The 16,833-nt window shown below is 40.1% G+C and carries 16 protein-coding genes; 2 read left to right on the forward strand and 14 right to left on the reverse strand.

Going from position 1 to position 16,833, the window contains the following annotated elements:
• The first annotated feature begins 235 nt into the window (after window positions 1-235).
• Window positions 236-691 carry an RNA polymerase sigma factor gene (locus BQ5338_RS02700; protein ID WP_071145271.1) on the forward strand — a complete coding sequence of 152 codons (456 nt, stop codon included), beginning with the start codon at window positions 236-238 and terminating at the stop codon, window positions 689-691.
• A 367-nt stretch (window positions 692-1,058) separates the two neighbouring features.
• On the opposite strand, the gene BQ5338_RS02705 is transcribed toward BQ5338_RS02700, so the two are convergent.
• The 4 genes from BQ5338_RS02705 to BQ5338_RS02720 all read right to left on the reverse strand — a co-directional run bounded on the left by BQ5338_RS02705 (window position 1,059) and on the right by BQ5338_RS02720 (window position 7,869).
• Window positions 1,059-1,817: a hypothetical protein gene (locus BQ5338_RS02705; RefSeq protein ID WP_071145272.1), complete on the reverse strand. Its 759-nt coding sequence runs from the start codon at window positions 1,815-1,817 to the stop codon at window positions 1,059-1,061.
• A gap of 95 nt (window positions 1,818-1,912) precedes the next feature.
• On the reverse strand, window positions 1,913-3,229 hold the full coding sequence (locus tag BQ5338_RS02710; RefSeq protein ID WP_139265159.1) for a hypothetical protein: 1,317 nt from the start codon (window positions 3,227-3,229) through the stop codon (window positions 1,913-1,915).
• Between the two features lie 168 nt (window positions 3,230-3,397).
• On the reverse strand, window positions 3,398-6,565 hold the full coding sequence (locus tag BQ5338_RS02715; RefSeq protein ID WP_071145274.1) for a TonB-dependent receptor: 3,168 nt from the start codon (window positions 6,563-6,565) through the stop codon (window positions 3,398-3,400).
• Between the two features lie 200 nt (window positions 6,566-6,765).
• Complete coding sequence (locus BQ5338_RS02720) at window positions 6,766-7,869, reverse strand: FecR family protein (RefSeq protein ID WP_071145275.1); 1,104 nt, start codon at window positions 7,867-7,869, stop codon at window positions 6,766-6,768.
• A gap of 216 nt (window positions 7,870-8,085) precedes the next feature.
• Between BQ5338_RS02720 and BQ5338_RS02725 the strand changes: the two genes are divergently transcribed.
• Window positions 8,086-8,766: an RNA polymerase sigma factor gene (locus tag BQ5338_RS02725; protein ID WP_071145276.1), complete on the forward strand. Its 681-nt coding sequence runs from the start codon at window positions 8,086-8,088 to the stop codon at window positions 8,764-8,766.
• Here the strand turns inward: BQ5338_RS02725 and BQ5338_RS02730 are convergent.
• The 10 genes from BQ5338_RS02730 to BQ5338_RS02770 all read right to left on the reverse strand — a co-directional run bounded on the left by BQ5338_RS02730 (window position 8,763) and on the right by BQ5338_RS02770 (window position 16,821).
• Entirely contained in the window at window positions 8,763-9,986 is a 1,224-nt protein-coding gene (locus BQ5338_RS02730; protein ID WP_235816366.1) for a clostripain-related cysteine peptidase, read from the reverse strand. The two genes, BQ5338_RS02725 and BQ5338_RS02730, sit on opposite strands and share 4 nt — an antisense overlap.
• A gap of 1 nt (window position 9,987) precedes the next feature.
• Window positions 9,988-10,911, reverse strand: coding sequence for a glycerophosphodiester phosphodiesterase family protein (locus tag BQ5338_RS02735; protein ID WP_071145277.1), 924 nt, complete (start codon window positions 10,909-10,911; stop codon window positions 9,988-9,990).
• Window positions 10,912-11,434: 523 nt separating this feature from the next.
• On the reverse strand, window positions 11,435-12,406 hold the full coding sequence (locus BQ5338_RS02740) for an alpha/beta fold hydrolase (RefSeq protein ID WP_071145278.1): 972 nt from the start codon (window positions 12,404-12,406) through the stop codon (window positions 11,435-11,437).
• Window positions 12,407-12,622: 216 nt separating this feature from the next.
• Complete coding sequence (locus BQ5338_RS17175; protein WP_078063375.1) at window positions 12,623-12,841, reverse strand: ATP-binding protein; 219 nt, start codon at window positions 12,839-12,841, stop codon at window positions 12,623-12,625.
• Window positions 12,838-13,035 (reverse strand): hypothetical protein, encoded by a 198-nt coding sequence (locus BQ5338_RS02745; protein WP_071145279.1) that lies wholly within the window; start codon window positions 13,033-13,035, stop codon window positions 12,838-12,840. Before BQ5338_RS02745 ends, BQ5338_RS17175 begins: the two co-directional genes overlap by 4 nt.
• A gap of 5 nt (window positions 13,036-13,040) precedes the next feature.
• Complete coding sequence (locus BQ5338_RS02750; protein WP_071145280.1) at window positions 13,041-13,634, reverse strand: RNA polymerase sigma factor; 594 nt, start codon at window positions 13,632-13,634, stop codon at window positions 13,041-13,043.
• Entirely contained in the window at window positions 13,591-13,929 is a 339-nt protein-coding gene (locus tag BQ5338_RS02755; protein WP_071145281.1) for a hypothetical protein, read from the reverse strand. Before BQ5338_RS02755 ends, BQ5338_RS02750 begins: the two co-directional genes overlap by 44 nt.
• A gap of 519 nt (window positions 13,930-14,448) precedes the next feature.
• Window positions 14,449-14,889 carry a hypothetical protein gene (locus BQ5338_RS02760; protein ID WP_071145282.1) on the reverse strand — a complete coding sequence of 147 codons (441 nt, stop codon included), beginning with the start codon at window positions 14,887-14,889 and terminating at the stop codon, window positions 14,449-14,451.
• Window positions 14,890-14,988: 99 nt separating this feature from the next.
• Window positions 14,989-15,240: a GlsB/YeaQ/YmgE family stress response membrane protein gene (locus BQ5338_RS02765; protein WP_071145283.1), complete on the reverse strand. Its 252-nt coding sequence runs from the start codon at window positions 15,238-15,240 to the stop codon at window positions 14,989-14,991.
• 156 nt (window positions 15,241-15,396) lie between these two features.
• Entirely contained in the window at window positions 15,397-16,821 is a 1,425-nt protein-coding gene (locus BQ5338_RS02770; protein ID WP_071145284.1) for a SusD/RagB family nutrient-binding outer membrane lipoprotein, read from the reverse strand.
• Between the last annotated feature and the right edge of the window lie 12 nt (window positions 16,822-16,833).

Here is a 16,833-nt window from a genome sequence, read left to right on the forward strand (position 1 = left end):
CAGCGGAAAGAAGATATAAGTTCACCGCGGTTAATTAACTAGTTAACCGCGGTGAAGTAGTTAATTAACCGCGGTGAACTAGTTAGTTAACCAAACTCCTCTCAGAAGGGCTGTAGAGGCGGTTATTAATATCAACAAATTCAGTATAAGAACAGATAATCAGCTGCTCACAGACTTTCTTCATCATTCTGACGAAAAGGCTTTTGAGGAATTCTATAACAGACACAAAAAAAGGATGTATAGAAAGGCACTTCACTTTTTGAAAGATTTCTGGCTGAAAATAATCGCCCATCCCAAACGTATCAATGTTGTGAAGGAAGAGTCCGTGCTCGGTTATCTGAGCGCCATGCTGGTGCACGACCTTTACGATTATTTCCGAAAGAAGAAGCTGGATACAGTATGTTTGGACGACACCCTGCTGAACGACCTGCAACAGAGAGGAGACTTTCACGTAAATTCTGTAGAAAACGACGTGAACATGAATGAGTTCAGGGAAAAGCGGGAATCCATTATCCGTGCGTTGCCCGAAAGCGATCGGCAAATCTACACCTTGTATGATAAGCATCATCTGGAGATACCCGAGATAGCCAAGCAGTACTCTCTGAACAAGAACACCACCCGAAACCGCATTGCAGGCATTTCCCGCTATATCGAGTCAAAATTGAAACTTCTCTATACCACCTCTATATAAAAAAAAGAAGGTAGCGTACTTCACAATGCACCACCCTCACCAGTTGTCTGAATTCACATGAGTATCTATCGTCATGTATCGGATAATACTCGCTAATATCTTTTCTTAATAAAGCCTCTCCGCAGCTTACGCCTAAACCACGGAGGGCACATTTACCTAAAACTAAGTAGTGAAAAAGAAAACATATCAAAAAAACATTAGCGAATAATATATTTGTAAAACGAATCATAATAGAATGATTGGTTTTAGAATTTTCATATTAACAGGTGACATTTTCCTAAGATATAGAGAGAACTGTGACTCTCAGCTATTTTAGGAGTTAAATGTCCCTAATCAATCTTCATTTCAAAAGTGAAAGCTTAATAGTTCACTTCCCCCAAGCAGTACCAAAAACATAATCAAACCTATATGTACTAGGGGCAGCCATTTGACAAGTAGCAAATTTATTTATAGCCTTAAAACCGGTCACTGAATCAAAAGAAGAACTCCCAAAAGTAATTAAACCAGCTCTGCGTGTGTGCTGAGCAACCATGACTCCTGTAGCCAAATCTGTAATATCACAACAAAAATAGGCAGATCTAGTACTAGCTGGAAAAAAGTGATTTAAATTCAACTCCACATACGAACTCAGTTTTCCTTCTTCTAAAGTAATAGAACCAACAGAATCCCATGTTCTCAAATCTGTAGATGTAAATATATCCACTTTCGCTGAATTCCCTATTCCCTCAATACCATTATAGAAAAAACGTACTTTAATTCGGCTCGATTCAGACGGATCTTTTTCATCCTCCGTGGGTGAAAAAGAAATAGCTGATCCTGGCAATTGGATTAACGAAAGTACTACTCCATTTTCAATTGCGACCTCCTTTTCTAGTTCCGGTGATGTCTCATTATTCCTATAAACTCTCAGTATTCCGGATGTTTGTTCTATAGGCACAATAATTCCTGTCTTTTGTTTGATTGTGTCATTATTAAATGTCATTTTATAGACAACGTCGGCATCTGCCTGCCACTCTATTTTTACCTCAAAGGAAGTATATCCGGCATCAGTGTATTCTCCTTCTGTATCACAACCAGACAATATTAATATAAAAAAATACAGAATAAGTAATTTTACATTCTTCATTTAAATTAATTTTAAATAAAAGAGCAGAATCGTTTGCGGATTAATTCCGCAAACGTTACTGTTCTTTTACTACTTAAAAAATTATCATACAATATTTATCTTACCCAAGTAGCACTTGTCCAAGTATCTTCAGTGCTAGAGAAAGCTCCTTTATAGGTTGTTGAAGTAAGGGCAGGAGCACTAAACGCTGCTAAATCAAAAGGATTCTTATATCCAGCACCCCAAGCATTAAATAAGCCATTAGCGGTACTTGCAACCAAGGAATTAGTTAAATTAGCAAATGTTCCACTATTTGTACCACTTACAATTTCATTTCCAGATGGTTCAGAAGATATTACATTGTTAGTAAGCACACTATTATCTAATTGACCTTGTGACTCATCTGTAAAATAAATGCCTTTAGGGAAACCGTACAAAACACTATTTTCCAAAGTAAACTGACAATTTCTACGGAAGTTAGCTGCAGATTTCAAAGCAACATTAGCGCTAGTTTTACCTGTAGAAGTACCAACAATCGTTAAATTGCGAAGTACAGGATGAGTAAATGGAGTTAACAAACTGCTAGCACCGTCATTATCACACTCAATTCCATTAGGATCTTTAGAATAAGCAAACGAAGGTTCTATTGTTGCCACAGCAAACTGAATTGTCCCTGTATAACCGAAGTCAAAATCGAATGCATCGTCATCACAGGCAGTTGCAACAAGATACGTACAATTAACTGCACCACCAAAGAATTCGAAAGCATCGTCTGCTCCGTGGTATGCCTGGCAATGATCAACAGTTGTCAATGCACCAACACCACCAAAAGTAAAGGCATTCAACTCATTTGCATCTGAAATAGAGGCTCCTGCATTTTCCACACGTACATATTTTAATGTACCGGAACTTACATTGTTAATTGCAATAATCTCAGCTGGAGTCTTTCCTTGAACCGAAGTACCGTAAGTGATGTCATTACCTGCAGCCTGAGCAGGGGTAATACCTTCGATTTCTTTTGCTGTAGGTTGATTGATAGCTGCTGTACCAAGAAGTACAAGTCCGCCCCAAGATCCTTCGGTATCCGCTTCACCCTTAAAGATTATTGTACCATTGGTACCATCGGCATTAATAGTACCGGTTTTGGTAATAATCAAAGCAGAAGATTCCACAGCTGTACTTTTTGCTTTACCGATAATCGTTGTTCCGGCAGCAATGTTCAGAGTTCCGTTCACCAAGAACACTTTACCATCCAAATAAACGGTTCCACTCCAGTTATTAGTACCGGTAATAACGCCGGAAACAGTAATTGACTGGGTAGCACGCGTGTCTACACTACCTAATTCAGAATCATTAGAACAAGAAATCATTGTAACACTAGCAAATAGTACTGATAAAAGTACCAAGCTTTGCTTCAAAAGAAATTTTTTCATAAAACTTTTTTGTTTAAATAAATAAATGAAAAATAAAGCCCAAATAAACATTAAAACTTAAATTGTATTTACTTTTTGACAGAGAACGAAAAGCTTGCATTACGTCTAATGTTTGCTTCCCATGGGCGCATTTCACTATATAGAAAATATGTATATTTCTTGATGTTATTAAAACTTATAACCGATTGAGAAAGAAAGATTAACTCCCCGCTTGATCCGGCTCAGCACCCAATCACCCGCATTATAGTTCATGCCTAAAGCGGTGCGATCTTCATAAGTCTTCACGTCCGGCTGTCCCACTTCTGCGCCATTTTTATAACCACAATTGCGATAGACGATCGCATCTTGATTGAGCAAATCACTTGCATTAAACTTAAACTCAAGTCGTTCTTTCATAAAACGTGCGGAGAGCTGCAAATCGAGCACATCACGTGGGGTTTCGTATTGGTCATATTTTTCTTCTTCACCCGCCATGACCAATTTTCTTCCGGAACGTCCGTAATTAAGAGCTGCCCCTACAATCATACCTTGATAAGCAAGACCTGCATTCACCGTATAAGGTGACAATCCCTGAAGTGGACGGTTACGGTCTTGCGTCTCTATATCTTTGAGAGAGCCACTTCCTGCCATCAGTTTATCATAATTATAAGTTACGTCTCCTTTTATTATAGTAGCATTTCCACTTACGTAAATGTCTTTAAAAAATGTGCCGGCTCCAATAAAGCCGAGTGACTTACGAACATTGAACTCGATGCCCTTTACAGTAGCGTCATCCAGATTAAAAGCAAACAGATCAAAGCTCTGTTGGGAAGCTGCCTCCACAGTAACCATCTCTACCGGATCTTTAAATTTCTTATAGAATCCACTCACAGAGATCACCTCACCAGCATGTGGATACCATTCAAGACGTAAGTCAAAATTATCAGTTCGTGACTGTTTTATAGCTCCCACCCCAACCACTGTTACACGATCATCCACATTATAATATTGAGTAGGAGTCATTTCGCGAAAATCTGGCCGTGCAATGGTACTACTATAAGCCAGACGAGCATTTATCTCATTCGTGATGTTATATACAAGCGTAGCGGCCGGTAACCAATCTTTTTTCTTCACGGAAACGATACTATCCCTCAGCTGATAACCCTCACCATCTATATAACTAGAAAACTTAGTATGTACTTCTGTTTTGGCATCTTCCATGCGGAAACCGGTTGTAAAATGCAATTTGCGAAAGAAAGAAAATTCACCCATCAGATAAGCGGCATGAATGGTTTGCTTGCCGTCATAAAAATCGATGCCGTCACCTTGCCCGCCTTGTATATATTCCAACAGTCCGCTTGAAAAGCTTTCAGGAGCAAAATAATCTTGTATAGAAGGGCCTCCAGATGCATTTCCATATGCTCTGAGATACTGTTGCTCAAAATCCGAAGAACGGAACGTGCCCATATAACCGGCCTTGAGTCGTTGAGAGTTACCAGCCACCACAAATGAGTGTTCCAGATTACCACCAACGGTTTTCTTGGTCTCTTTTAAATCACTATACATGATGTTTCCATCATTCAGATTAACCCCGCTGGATAAGGTCGCCGACCTCCAATCAATAAAAGATTTATCGCCGGATTCGGCCTGCACCGCTCCACGTGCATAGCGATCGTCCGGATTGGTACGCCTCACTTTGTTATAAGAACCGTTCCAGGTAAAGATCAGATTCTTATTGAACAAATGGTGTTCGCCATCCAACTGAGTTTGTATCAAACTGGAGATCAAAGGCACGCTGTATTGTTCATAAAATTTCTGAGTGCTTTCAAACGAAGTATAATATCCATAAAGATACCGTTCCATATTAGTGTGAGTGAAGCGATTGTTATACAGATTGCGCCATGTGATGCGATGATTCGGCATCTCCCACCCTACATTAGCCACCGCACCAGTAGAGGTAACAAACTTGTAGCGATGAGAACTTTTGTAGATGCTGTCGCGCGTTATCATGTGCGCCTCCTTTATTTCGTCTGTGGTTTGCTCGTTACGGTAAGTTACGGCTGCCACAAAACCCAACTTTTGATTGTTGCCCAAATCAAGCGGAAGTCCCCAGGTCAGGCTATAATTTTGCATGGGAGAAGCGGTATATTTCTTGAAGCCATAACTGTTCATTTGAGATGCATTCTGGATGTTCTGCTTTCTTGTTTCTTCACCCTTCCCTTCATACCATTGACGTTTGTCTTTTTCGCCCAACAACCAATCGGAACCGTAACGTTTGGTGCTCAGGAAATCTTTGCCCGTGCTTTGCGTGTTCATACCCGTACCCAGAGTAACAGTAAAGAAACTTTTTTGAGGCACGGAAAGCGTTTGCACTTCTACCAAGCCACCGGTAAATTCTCCCGGAAGATCAGGGGTAAAGGTCTTAGAGATCGTTACATTATCTATCAGGTTAGAAGGAATCACATCGAAAGCGAAATTACGACGGTTGGGTTCTGTAGAAGGAAGCGTGGCACCATTGAGCTGCACGTTGTTATATCTTTCGCCCATACCGCGAATCGTTACATATTTACCATTGTCAATGGTTACGCCACTTACTCTTTTGAGCACTTGCGCCACATTGTTATCACTGGTTTTCTTTATCAGGTCGGCACTTACACCGTCACTCATGGCAGCCATCGTCTTCTGCTTGGCATAGAGTCCTTTGGCAGAGGCATCGCTATATTCGGCTGTCACCACCACTTCACCCAGCTCTTCGCTGGCTTCCTTCATCACAAGGTCTAGTTCCGTGGTACGGGCAGGATTAATCTTCACTTCGGTTATCTTCAGGGTTTCAAAAGACACATAGCTGGCTTCCACGGTCACTATACCTGTAGGAACAGCTTTCAGGGAGTATTTGCCTTCAAGGTTGGTCACGGTGCCCAGCTGTGTGTTGGGGATGCGTACCGTGGCGCCTACAAGGGGTTCGCCTTTCTGATCGAGAATAAACCCCGAAAGGTTACCTGTGCCGGCAGACTTTGTCTTTTTCTTGTTGTCATCTTCTGCTGATCGATAGATGATGTAAGAATTGTTGGTGTATTTAAAGGTGTAACCGGTGGTGTTGAGGCTACCGGCAAGTATCTGCTCTAAATTGTAATTGTTGGCTGCCAAAGCGGGAACAACAATATTGCCTACTTGTGCGGCATCGAATGTAATTGTCTTGTCGGTTATCTCTGCCAACTGCTTGATACGCGCAGAAAGCTTTTCTTGAGGAAATGTTCGTTTAATAAGTTGTGCGTGGATGCATAAAGGACTCCACAACAGCAGTGCCAAAAGAAACACTGCAAAGTGCAAATTCGTTCGTTTACTACTACTTTTCATCACGTTTAATCGTTAATTTAATCTTATTTATTAATACTCTCATGTTGTTCTATTCAGACACGTAAATCACGCTGTTTTCGATGTATTCATGTTCATCATCAGGCTCCGATCAGAGCAAAGAATCTCCTGTTCCCCGTTATCAGGGAATAATAATATTTACATCTTACCAAAATATGCTTTAAAAGGGTTCTATCTTAAATTCACCGGTACACGATGATCCGGCTACCCTCCATTTTGTATTGAGCACCATACACCAGCATCAACCGCTCCATCACTTCGGCCAGCGTAGCATTGCGGGCAAACTCTGAATTGAAACAGACGTTGGCACCGAATGCGTGGTTTTCTATCACCAGCTCTTTGTCGAAAGATTGCCTGATGCGCAGAGCGAGCTCTTTTTCGTCGGCATCTATCAGTACGATTCTTCCATCAATCCATCCGGAAGAAGATTGCCAGTTCCTATCTCGGACCGTATATTTTCCGGTTATTTTATTGTAAAGAAGCTGTTTGTTAGGCAACAGCGTAGCCAGTCGCCTGCCGCCCTTGCTCACTGCCACTATCCCTGTGCGCACGGTGATGGTACTTACATTGAGTTCAGGATAATCGCTAATGGTGAAAGAAGTACCCTTAACTTGTGTTTGCAACACGCTATGTGCGATGATGAATGGTTTTTGAGGGTTTTTGGCCACATCAAAGAAGATTTCGCCCGTCATCTCTACTTCACGGGTATGATCATTGAAGTTACTACCCAATGTCAACCGACTGTCACGATTCATTTGTACCTTCGTATGATCGGGCAACTGTTGGCTCAATATCTGATTTTCGGATTCCAACACCGTATCTTTGGTGTAATACTGAAACATTCCTATACCGAAGACGATGGCAATCATGGCAGCGATGCCACCATAGATACGAATCGCCCGCATCGGCCTTTTTGCTTTGAGGGTAGTCTTGGGAAGGATAGCATCGTTCATTGCTTCTTCTACGGCACTCATCACTTCCGGCTGCTGCGACACAAGGTTCCAATCGGTTTGAGGGAACTGTTGACTAACGGCCACTTTGCGGTAAATGCATTCGCCCATCCGATCGAGCGCTATGGAGGGTAACTCTTCGCCTTGCTCGCACAAAAGGGGCTCTTCTTCGTCCGCACACCAAGTTTCTATCATCTCTCTCTCACGTTCCGTAGCTTCACCTCTGGCATAGCGACGTAGCAACTCGTGCACAAAAAGAAACCTTCTCACCCTGTTTTCGGGGGTGATTCCTTTTATCATCGCTTTGACCTGCTTTTCGAACTTACGGTTTATCATACCTCTAAATTTTTAAAATGTTCCATTATCATCATCACGGGGAATTAACTCTGCTGAGTGACCCTCTATATAGATATACGAGATGAGAAGCAACGAATGGGAACGAAATGCTATTAAGATTCAGTTACATTTTTGCAGACAAATAACTTAACATCTTTGTAACAGTGAATATGAAATAAACATAGTAGCTTTGTTGAAAAGAAAAACGAGTTGCTTATGAGTACTTCGGATAGTGAATTACTGGCAAGAATAGCAGAACGAGACTACGATGCATTCAATATCATGTATGCACGATATAATCGTCTGTTTATGAAATGGACCTATAGACGCACCCGGAACAGCCAAACATCGGAAGATATTATGCAGATCTTTTGGGCAAACTTGTGGAATACTCCTGCAGTGTTTAATATCAATGAAGCGGGTATGGCCAAACAGAGTTTATTAAAAATCCTTTCTTTCCGCATTACCGATTATCTGAAATCTTCTGAAGGCAGAGAAGAGAGTGCCGATACAGATATCATCTCCGAAATAAGTACAGAGATGTCTTACACGCACGTATTCGAGGATCTACAGGAAGGTGAAATTCACCAGATTATCACGAAAGTACTGAATACATTGCCTCAGCTCCATCAGGATATTTATCATCTGCGCTGGAATAAACATTATTCTACAAAAGAGACTGCAAAGACATTGGGTATTTGTGAAAAAGCTGTGCGCGAAAGATACAAAAAAACACTCTCTAACCTAAAGAAGCATTTGCTCGAAGGCTACTTGAACGATAGCAAGACGAATAAATCATCCGCCATCATGTTGGTAATGCTCATACGCATTAATCTTTTCTATCTTTCGGCTTCGAGCCTGACGAACGATGTTCTTACCGGCATTGGCATTCGTTAATCAATTCCGTAGACTTTACTCCAATCTAAAGAACTGAAATAATAAGTATATTCTGTATTTCCCAACCATTTGCCTAGAGGTACATAGACACTTAAACCGCTATAACTTCCCAGCGTTAAATCACTGGCAAACTTGTCAGTAGCTGCTTTATAGAGTACTACTTGGGACAGTTGTGCCTCAAACGCCTGATATTGAGTAGTGGTGCTTACCTGTTTCATCACATCGGCTAAATCAAAGAATACCTTAGGTAAGCTACCTCTATGATAGACTTGTAAGCCATCTGTATCTAAACTTTGCAGGGCAGATAGTCGGTTATTGAGTATGCTATTTACGGTAGCATACAATCCATCCAACTGCTGGGCATCAATCAATGCAATAGTAGCCGAACGCAGAATCTTGGCGCTCATACCGTTATAGTGATTATAATATTTTTGGCAAGCCTCAGCCAATTCCTCCTTACCACCAAACAACTGGGGCAGTAACTCTGAATAAGGCATGCCAGAAGCATCATAATCGGCCTCCATCAGCACTTCGGCAGGCGAAGCTATAAAATAGTGACACTTGTTACGAAGTTGATAAAGAGCTTCCACACTACCCATCATGCAGGCATCAAAGAGCATAAACTCTGCCACATTATCGGGCAAGGCAGCCGCCATCTCATCTATCTCCATCAGTGTCATCCCCTGTGCATCAACTGCCTGATGCTCATCCATGCCCAGGTATCGGGTGCGGGGAAAGGAGGCTTCGGAAGCAACGGCAGCACGCGTATCTTTAGAATATCCTGAGGGCACCCACCCCATGGAGTGCGACCAATAAACCAGTCCGAAATTCTCCGATGGTACCAGCTCTTTCGTTTCAGCGATCACCCGAGCCAATGTCTCTGCAGTGGCAGAGTTCTCTTCTGCATACTCTTTTAAAGCGACTTCTTCACCATCTGCTGTAATCCGAAAAAGACGAGGCGCTTTTTCTAACCTATCCAGATAGACTACTGTATTACCACCACTGCGCTTCATTCCCTCTTTGAGTTCTTGCAGGGTATAGTCCACTTCAGAATCCATGGAATTATCTGCTGCCATGTAGACTAATACGGTATAAGAAACCGGGACTACCGGCTCATCATTATCAGTAGAACATGCCGTAAAAAGGAACAAACTACCGAACATTGCACAGCAGAAGAAGAAAACACTTTTTTTGTTGGCGGCAACACGAAGCATGTTCATTCTAGTTCGCTTTTTTACTTCCTAACCACATCATCACGCTATCTGGTTGATTGGTAATAATAGCATCCACACCCAACTTTTTCAACCGAAGTATCTCTTTTTGATCATCTACCGTCCAGGGAGCAACCTCTATTCCTTTGGCATGTGCTTTGCGCACAACTTCTTCAGTTAAGATGTCGTGTTCAGGGCTATATACCTGTGGGGTAAAGTTAAGTCGGGCCAATTGTTCGTCAAAAGAGGCCACATGATCTTCAACCAAATAAGATAATCGCACGGATGGATATTTCTGATGCAAATAGTTGAGCGTACGCACATCAAAGCATTGTACCAGCAATCGATCTCCAAGATCTTTACTCAGCAACACCTTCATACACAAATCCGTAAAAGTCCGATAGTCTGGCGAGAAAATGCCATCTTTAGCAGGATCCGACTTTATCTCAATATTGTAGGAAACCTGTTTTACTCCATTATGCTTCACATGTGTTTCCACGCTGTCAATAAGCGTTGAGACCAAGGGAATAACACATTTCATATTTTTCCTCAAAGGGAAAGACGGATTCATACGAGTACCCACATCATATTTACAAATACTATCATACGTCATACTATAGAGTTTGTAATTCTTCATCTGATCCTTCGGGATAGTATCTCCCTGCGGAGTAAGTGCCTTTATCGAGTTAAAGAAAGCATCATGAGAGACAACAACCTGGCTATCCAGCGTGACATGCAAATCCAGTTCCAAGACCGGCACACCCAGATCAACAGCATGAATCATAGCAGGAATGGTATTCTCCGGATAGAGAGCTGCTCCACCACGATGCGCATGAACTACGGGAATCTTCTCTTCGGCAGATTTACATCCACCCATCAGTGCAGCAACACACATTGCCAACAAAGGTATCGAGACAAAAACTTGTTTCTTCATTTCTTACTACTAATTTGGTTAATGCAGCAAATGTAGAGAATAGATGTTACGATCTTAAGACATGGAAGAAAAAAAAGCGAAGTAGCTATCCATATTAAGATAAACGTGATGTTTTTTAATGAGATTGTTAATAATGCGCTTATTTGAAGCAAAAGAAGAGAAGGCTGCAAGAAAAAGCTCTTTTTAAAGAAATGACTTCATCAAAAGAAAAAGCAATAAGTTTTCTCAAAGAAGCCGGGATCTGTAACGATAAAGGAGAGCTGTCCAAAATCTATCAATGAACAAACAGAATTTTATTCTAGGCGTTCAAATCTTATCATAGGACAGTTCTTGAAAAGCTTCATGGCAGTTCCAAACTTTCGATTAATTTACAGCGAGAAGAAGATATAACTTCAACGTGTTGAATGTACGCGATCAGCGTGTTGAAAGCGGACATTCAACAAACCTCTCTCAAAAAGCCTGTAAAGACGGTTATTAATATCTACAAAGTTAGAGAGATATATTTTAGATATTATCCTGAAATTTAATCTTCAACTTTAATTAAATATTTATCAATTGCTTGAGATACACCGGATGAATTTGTAACCAATCCGCCGTGCCCTGCATTTTCTATCTTTATTATTCGCTTATTCTTCAGTATCCTGTCTAACTCTGCTACTACATCCTTATAAACAGGAAGTGTTTCTGCTCCATAAAGAATTGTCACCCGTCCACTAAATTCATTCAATTTGACAGGTTGTATATTCAGGCGTTGAGGGTCCTTAGATTGATCCAACCATGTGTGGTAATTGGACAACATAATCCGCCTTTCGCCCTTATCAAAAAGAGTTTCCCAACAACCTTCACCAAATGCCACTTTTTCAAGAAACTGAATTGTGCCCTTTTCAATTTCGCCCTTCTCCAAGAGTGATTTCGCTAACAACATTGCATCTTTAGTTTCCTGTAAGTCTGTTTTATATTGGGCCTTACCCTTTAAAAGGCCGAATAAAGGAGGCTCATAGATGAGAATATCTTTCACGACTTCCGGGTGCTCGATTGCAAGCTGAATAACAATGTTAGAGCCATATGAATGTCCGATAAAATCAGCTTTTTCAAAACCAAGAGCTTTTATTAGAGCAATAACATCATTCACATCCTGCATGATAGACCCTTGTGCAATATCTGGAGTGGAAGCACTATGCCCTCGACGATCATAGAGAATTATCGGATTTTTGACCCGACCTGCCAATTGGGTTGCAATAGGTAACCAAGAACCATGGTCACTCCACGAACCATGAACAAAAAAAATCGGTGTGCCTTCTCCCCTACGATATCTTGTTGCCAATTCTGCATCACCAATGTTTACCAAAAATAACGAATTTTCTTTTTCGAAGCCATTCACTGTTAGTTCCGAAATAATTCCTTTCTCCTGTTGTGCCTTTATGTTCACCGGAAACAAGAGAACAAGAAAAAGGGACAAAACGCTTATTCCCCCAAAAGAGATTTTACTATTCATCAATATACTGTTTTTTTTATAAAAAAGAGAGCCACAAGTTCAAAAACGAAGAGATTCTTTGTGCTCTATCAGAAGGATCTTTCGGATATTATCTTTTTACATTTACATAATCTAGAATTTTATACCACAAAAATAGAACATCGTTCTTGTTTGCGCAATCCCCATTTATAGGTATTCTTAAACAGCCAGCCAGAATTCTTTTTCTTCCATTCGATTTTAGCGAGACCTTACTACTCTTATTGCCTGATATCTACATACGCTCATGCAATGCAGGCAGCCAATGCAATTCTCAGCAGAGTCCACCACTATGTACTTTTGCAAAGGTAATTCAACTTTAGCCAAAACATTATGATGACAACGTTCGATACATTTCCAACAGCCAACACATTTATCGAGATCAACTTGAATTAATACGTCTCTTTTTTTATTCATCATTTCTTTATTTCATTATTGCTAATTATTTGAGTGGAGATAGAAGCATTCTCAAAAATCATCAATAGATTTAGTGCTTTCTCCACCCTTTCACTTCTGGCTAATTCTTCAGCCATAATTTTATTACTTAGATGTAATTCTGTGAGCATCTCCTTAAGTAATACACGCATTTCCTCTATATTTATTCTATTTCCCATAAGAATCAGTATTCCAAAATATCAACATATAGTGATCTTAGCCTCTCTCTCAAGAAAAGAACAGCATATCTCTTTCTTGATATAAGCGTATTAACGGTTATTCCGGTTTTTTGAGATATTTCTTTAAAAGAAAGACCTTGTAACTCGCTCATTTCAAAGACTCTCTTTTGTTCAATGGGTAACTCTGATAACGCATTTTCCAATTCTTCCCACACCAAAGAATGTAAATATTCATCCTCAGGCGTTAAGGGCTTATCAAATAATAAATTATCTAATTCATTGAATATAACGCCATCTGCTTCATCACCATTCAAAAAATCAATAGAAACTTTACTTTTCTTCTTTCTATTCCAATCAATAATTTCATTCCGTGTTACAGCATATAACCACGACTCCATTTGTTCAATAGGTTTCATCAAACAATCAGCTGCCGCTAAATGAAAAAACACTTCTTGTAAAATATCCTTCGCATCTTCTATCGAATCGACTCGTTTGCGAACAAAATTTTCCAGTCGTTTCTGGTACTTCTCAACAACATTCGTTATATTGAAACTACTAGAGTGAGCTGTTTGCTCCTTTTTCTTCTTGATAGAAATCATCCCATAAATATTTACGGCATCTAATTTTTCGAGTAAATTTTTCACGTTCTTCAGGCGTCATCTTTGCCATTTTTCTTCGCATACCGTCATGATAACCGGCAGAAGGCATCCCTCTACTCCACCCAAACAAAAGTCTAAGCAAAACGAGCAAGCCAAGGGCCTGCCAAAAATTAATCGATTGAAAATTAAATAAATCAGGCAAAAGCCAATTCCATAAAAGCATTGTAGCAAAAGGAAAGCCTAAAAGAGCGGCAACAAACATGCCCCAATGCATAAGTTTTATACGAGCAATCATAAGCAACAGCATTTAAATTATTAATATGTTTACTTCTCATCTATGTAGACGAATCACACACAAATATATTTTAAATGACCGAGAAAAATTTAAGATTTTCGTTCATTATCTTGCTGATCAGCATTAAACAGCTCCAATCCAAGTCATAGCATTCGTGTCAAACTTAGAAACAAACTTTATTTTTTATACGCTACTTAGCAGAATAAAGCCGGATGTCTGCTTTGTGATTAAGGCACCAAGTAAAAAAAGCGCACACTTAACATCACGCTAAATGTACGCCATAATATAAACTAAAAAATACTTATTATGAAAATGGGATGAAAGGAATATAATCTATTGTTTAGACACACGTTAAAAATACTCATCCCTCTTTATCCTCATAACAGACTAACTTTGCGCTATCACAGCGAAAAAATAATATTTTAATTAATGATTAATTTAAAACGATACGACACATTAGCTGAAACAAAACTTCAAAGGGAAGCATGCCACAGCCATAGCAAAGAGGAAGACGAATTTCTAAATCAAGATATGCCGCAATGCGTAGAGGTAATATCGACGTGCGGGTTTAGTAGAAATACTAATGAAATGATAAACTGTATTCTTTTGATGGGCCTGCAAAAAAGCGATCAAGTATATAGTTTGAGCAGTGAAATTACTTTCATAAGACTTAAAGCAGCCGGATTCTACAAATGAATTATTCCGTGCAAAAACGCCACGAAACATTTTCCAATAACCGGAAGCATCTAGTTCTAACTCCAATAAATGCTGAACAGAATCATCATTTGATAAATTAAGCGCAGCAGAAATATAAGAGACATGGTTATCAGTACCATCACTCACAAACATCTCAGAAACATTACTTATCTGAGAAGAAGCTTGTAGTAGCGTGCCCTTTATATTAGTAAACACTAATAGAAAAAGAACAACTGTCAATATTGATCTTACACCTTGGCTCATATTGGCCGCAAAACTACAAATGATTATTTGAATTCTTACATAGATGGGAGACTCTTTATTATTCTTTCACATTAGAGTACCTCCGCCTTTGTCCAGGACCTACAAAGATCTGGGTTTATTAAATAGTGATACAATCCACAATAACAAAATAGCTCCGACAGTAGCAGAAAGTAGATTCCCCAAAATCCCCATAGTGACAATGCCCAATAGACCAAAAACCCAGCCACCTAACATCCCCCCGACAATACCAACAATCAAGTTCACGACAAGTCCAAATCCACTCCCTCGCATTATCTTACCGGCAATGAACCCAGCAAGAACGCCAATCACAACATACCAAATTATACTCATAATTTTTATATTAAAAGATTATATAATATAAAACAATTTTACCGCTAAATAGTTGTAAGATACTAATCTATTATTTTAATCAGCCACAAAACAAAGCAGGTGAACCGGTATTAACAACCCATCCACCTGCTTTCAACAAACTCTCAAAAAAGCTCTCTACTCTACATCAAACCAAAGTTTTGTTATCAATAAATCAGTACCCTGATGGGCCACGGCAGCCTGATAGCTGACCCCATTCAGCGACTGTTCGGTGCCCGGATAGAAGAAACGAGAAGGAATTTCGCCATCCAATACAGTGGAAGGACCAGCGATTAAGATTGGATAATCCAAGCGCCGCCATTCTGCAAAGGCATCTAATCCCTGTCCATAGAAAGCAATCCATTTCTGCGTACCTATAGATTTTTTATAGTTGGATACATCATACTTCACCAAAGGTTGTGCCAGATAGGCAGCTACAACAGCAGCATCTGTGATGCCAAACTGCGTAAATGATGCTGTTATCGCATCATTATAAAGTTGTTCTGCATCGCCTGTAATATAACCACGAGCAGTGGCCTCAGCAAGTGCAAATAATACTTCCGAATAGCTAAAAATAACAGCCGGCGACGCAGAAGTAAGGAAATAAGTACCCGGCTTAGACGTTTTTGCAAATCCCTGACTATTTGCAGCACTAGTCGATAGACCATTGGCAGCACCTACATATTCGTGAACAGTCTCATCAGAAGGTAATTGCGCATATACCGGCAAACGTGGATCAGAAAGTTCATATAACTTATCCACCAACGTTTTTGAAATACGATAATCATCACGTGTCTCGAACCAAGCAGAAGCCGGATTTTGTTGCGGTGAACTAGTATAAACAAATTGAAAGATTTCCGCATTACTACTTATTAATCCCGCAGCATCCGTCGTTGCAGCAACGATAGCTTCTTTGGCCAACGCCGGCTCTCTATCCGCTATCCGAAGAGCAATCCGAAGTCGTAAGGAGTTTACAAACTTCTTCCATTTTGCGATATTGCCATTATAGACCACATCTCCACTAATGGCACCAGCGGAAGTACTCAATAATGACTGTGCCTTGGCAAGATCGCTCAGTAAACCCAAATAAACTTCACGCTGCGTATCATACGCCGGAGTTACATTTTGACCAACTTCAGAATAAGGAATATCTCCATAAGCATCTGTTAGTAACTGAAACACCCATGAACGAAGGGCGAGAGCAACACCTTTGTAGTTAGAATTAGCTTCTTCGTCCGTAAAGTTCAAAATAGTATTCAGGTCAGCAATCAGCGTAGCATAGCCTGTATTCCAGAGTGAAGTGAAACCTGTATTAGAAATATCGTACCTATCCGGTTCGGTATATTGAATCTTGGCCCATTGTTGTACAAACAATAAGGAGGAGTTGAAGTTACTTTCGGAACCCCAGTACAAATCAGCTCCTTGCTTTTCACTACCCGTGAGCAGGTAAGCCGGCATAGGGTGTTCTGTTGCATTGGGATTTTCATTGATTTTATCCAACTGATCGTTGCAAGCACTTAGTGCAGTTGCAAGCAAAAATAGTGCGAATATATTTTTAAGCATAAGTCTTTATTA

This window comes from Bacteroides ihuae (genome assembly GCF_900104585.1).
Classification (GTDB): domain Bacteria; phylum Bacteroidota; class Bacteroidia; order Bacteroidales; family Bacteroidaceae; genus Bacteroides; species Bacteroides ihuae.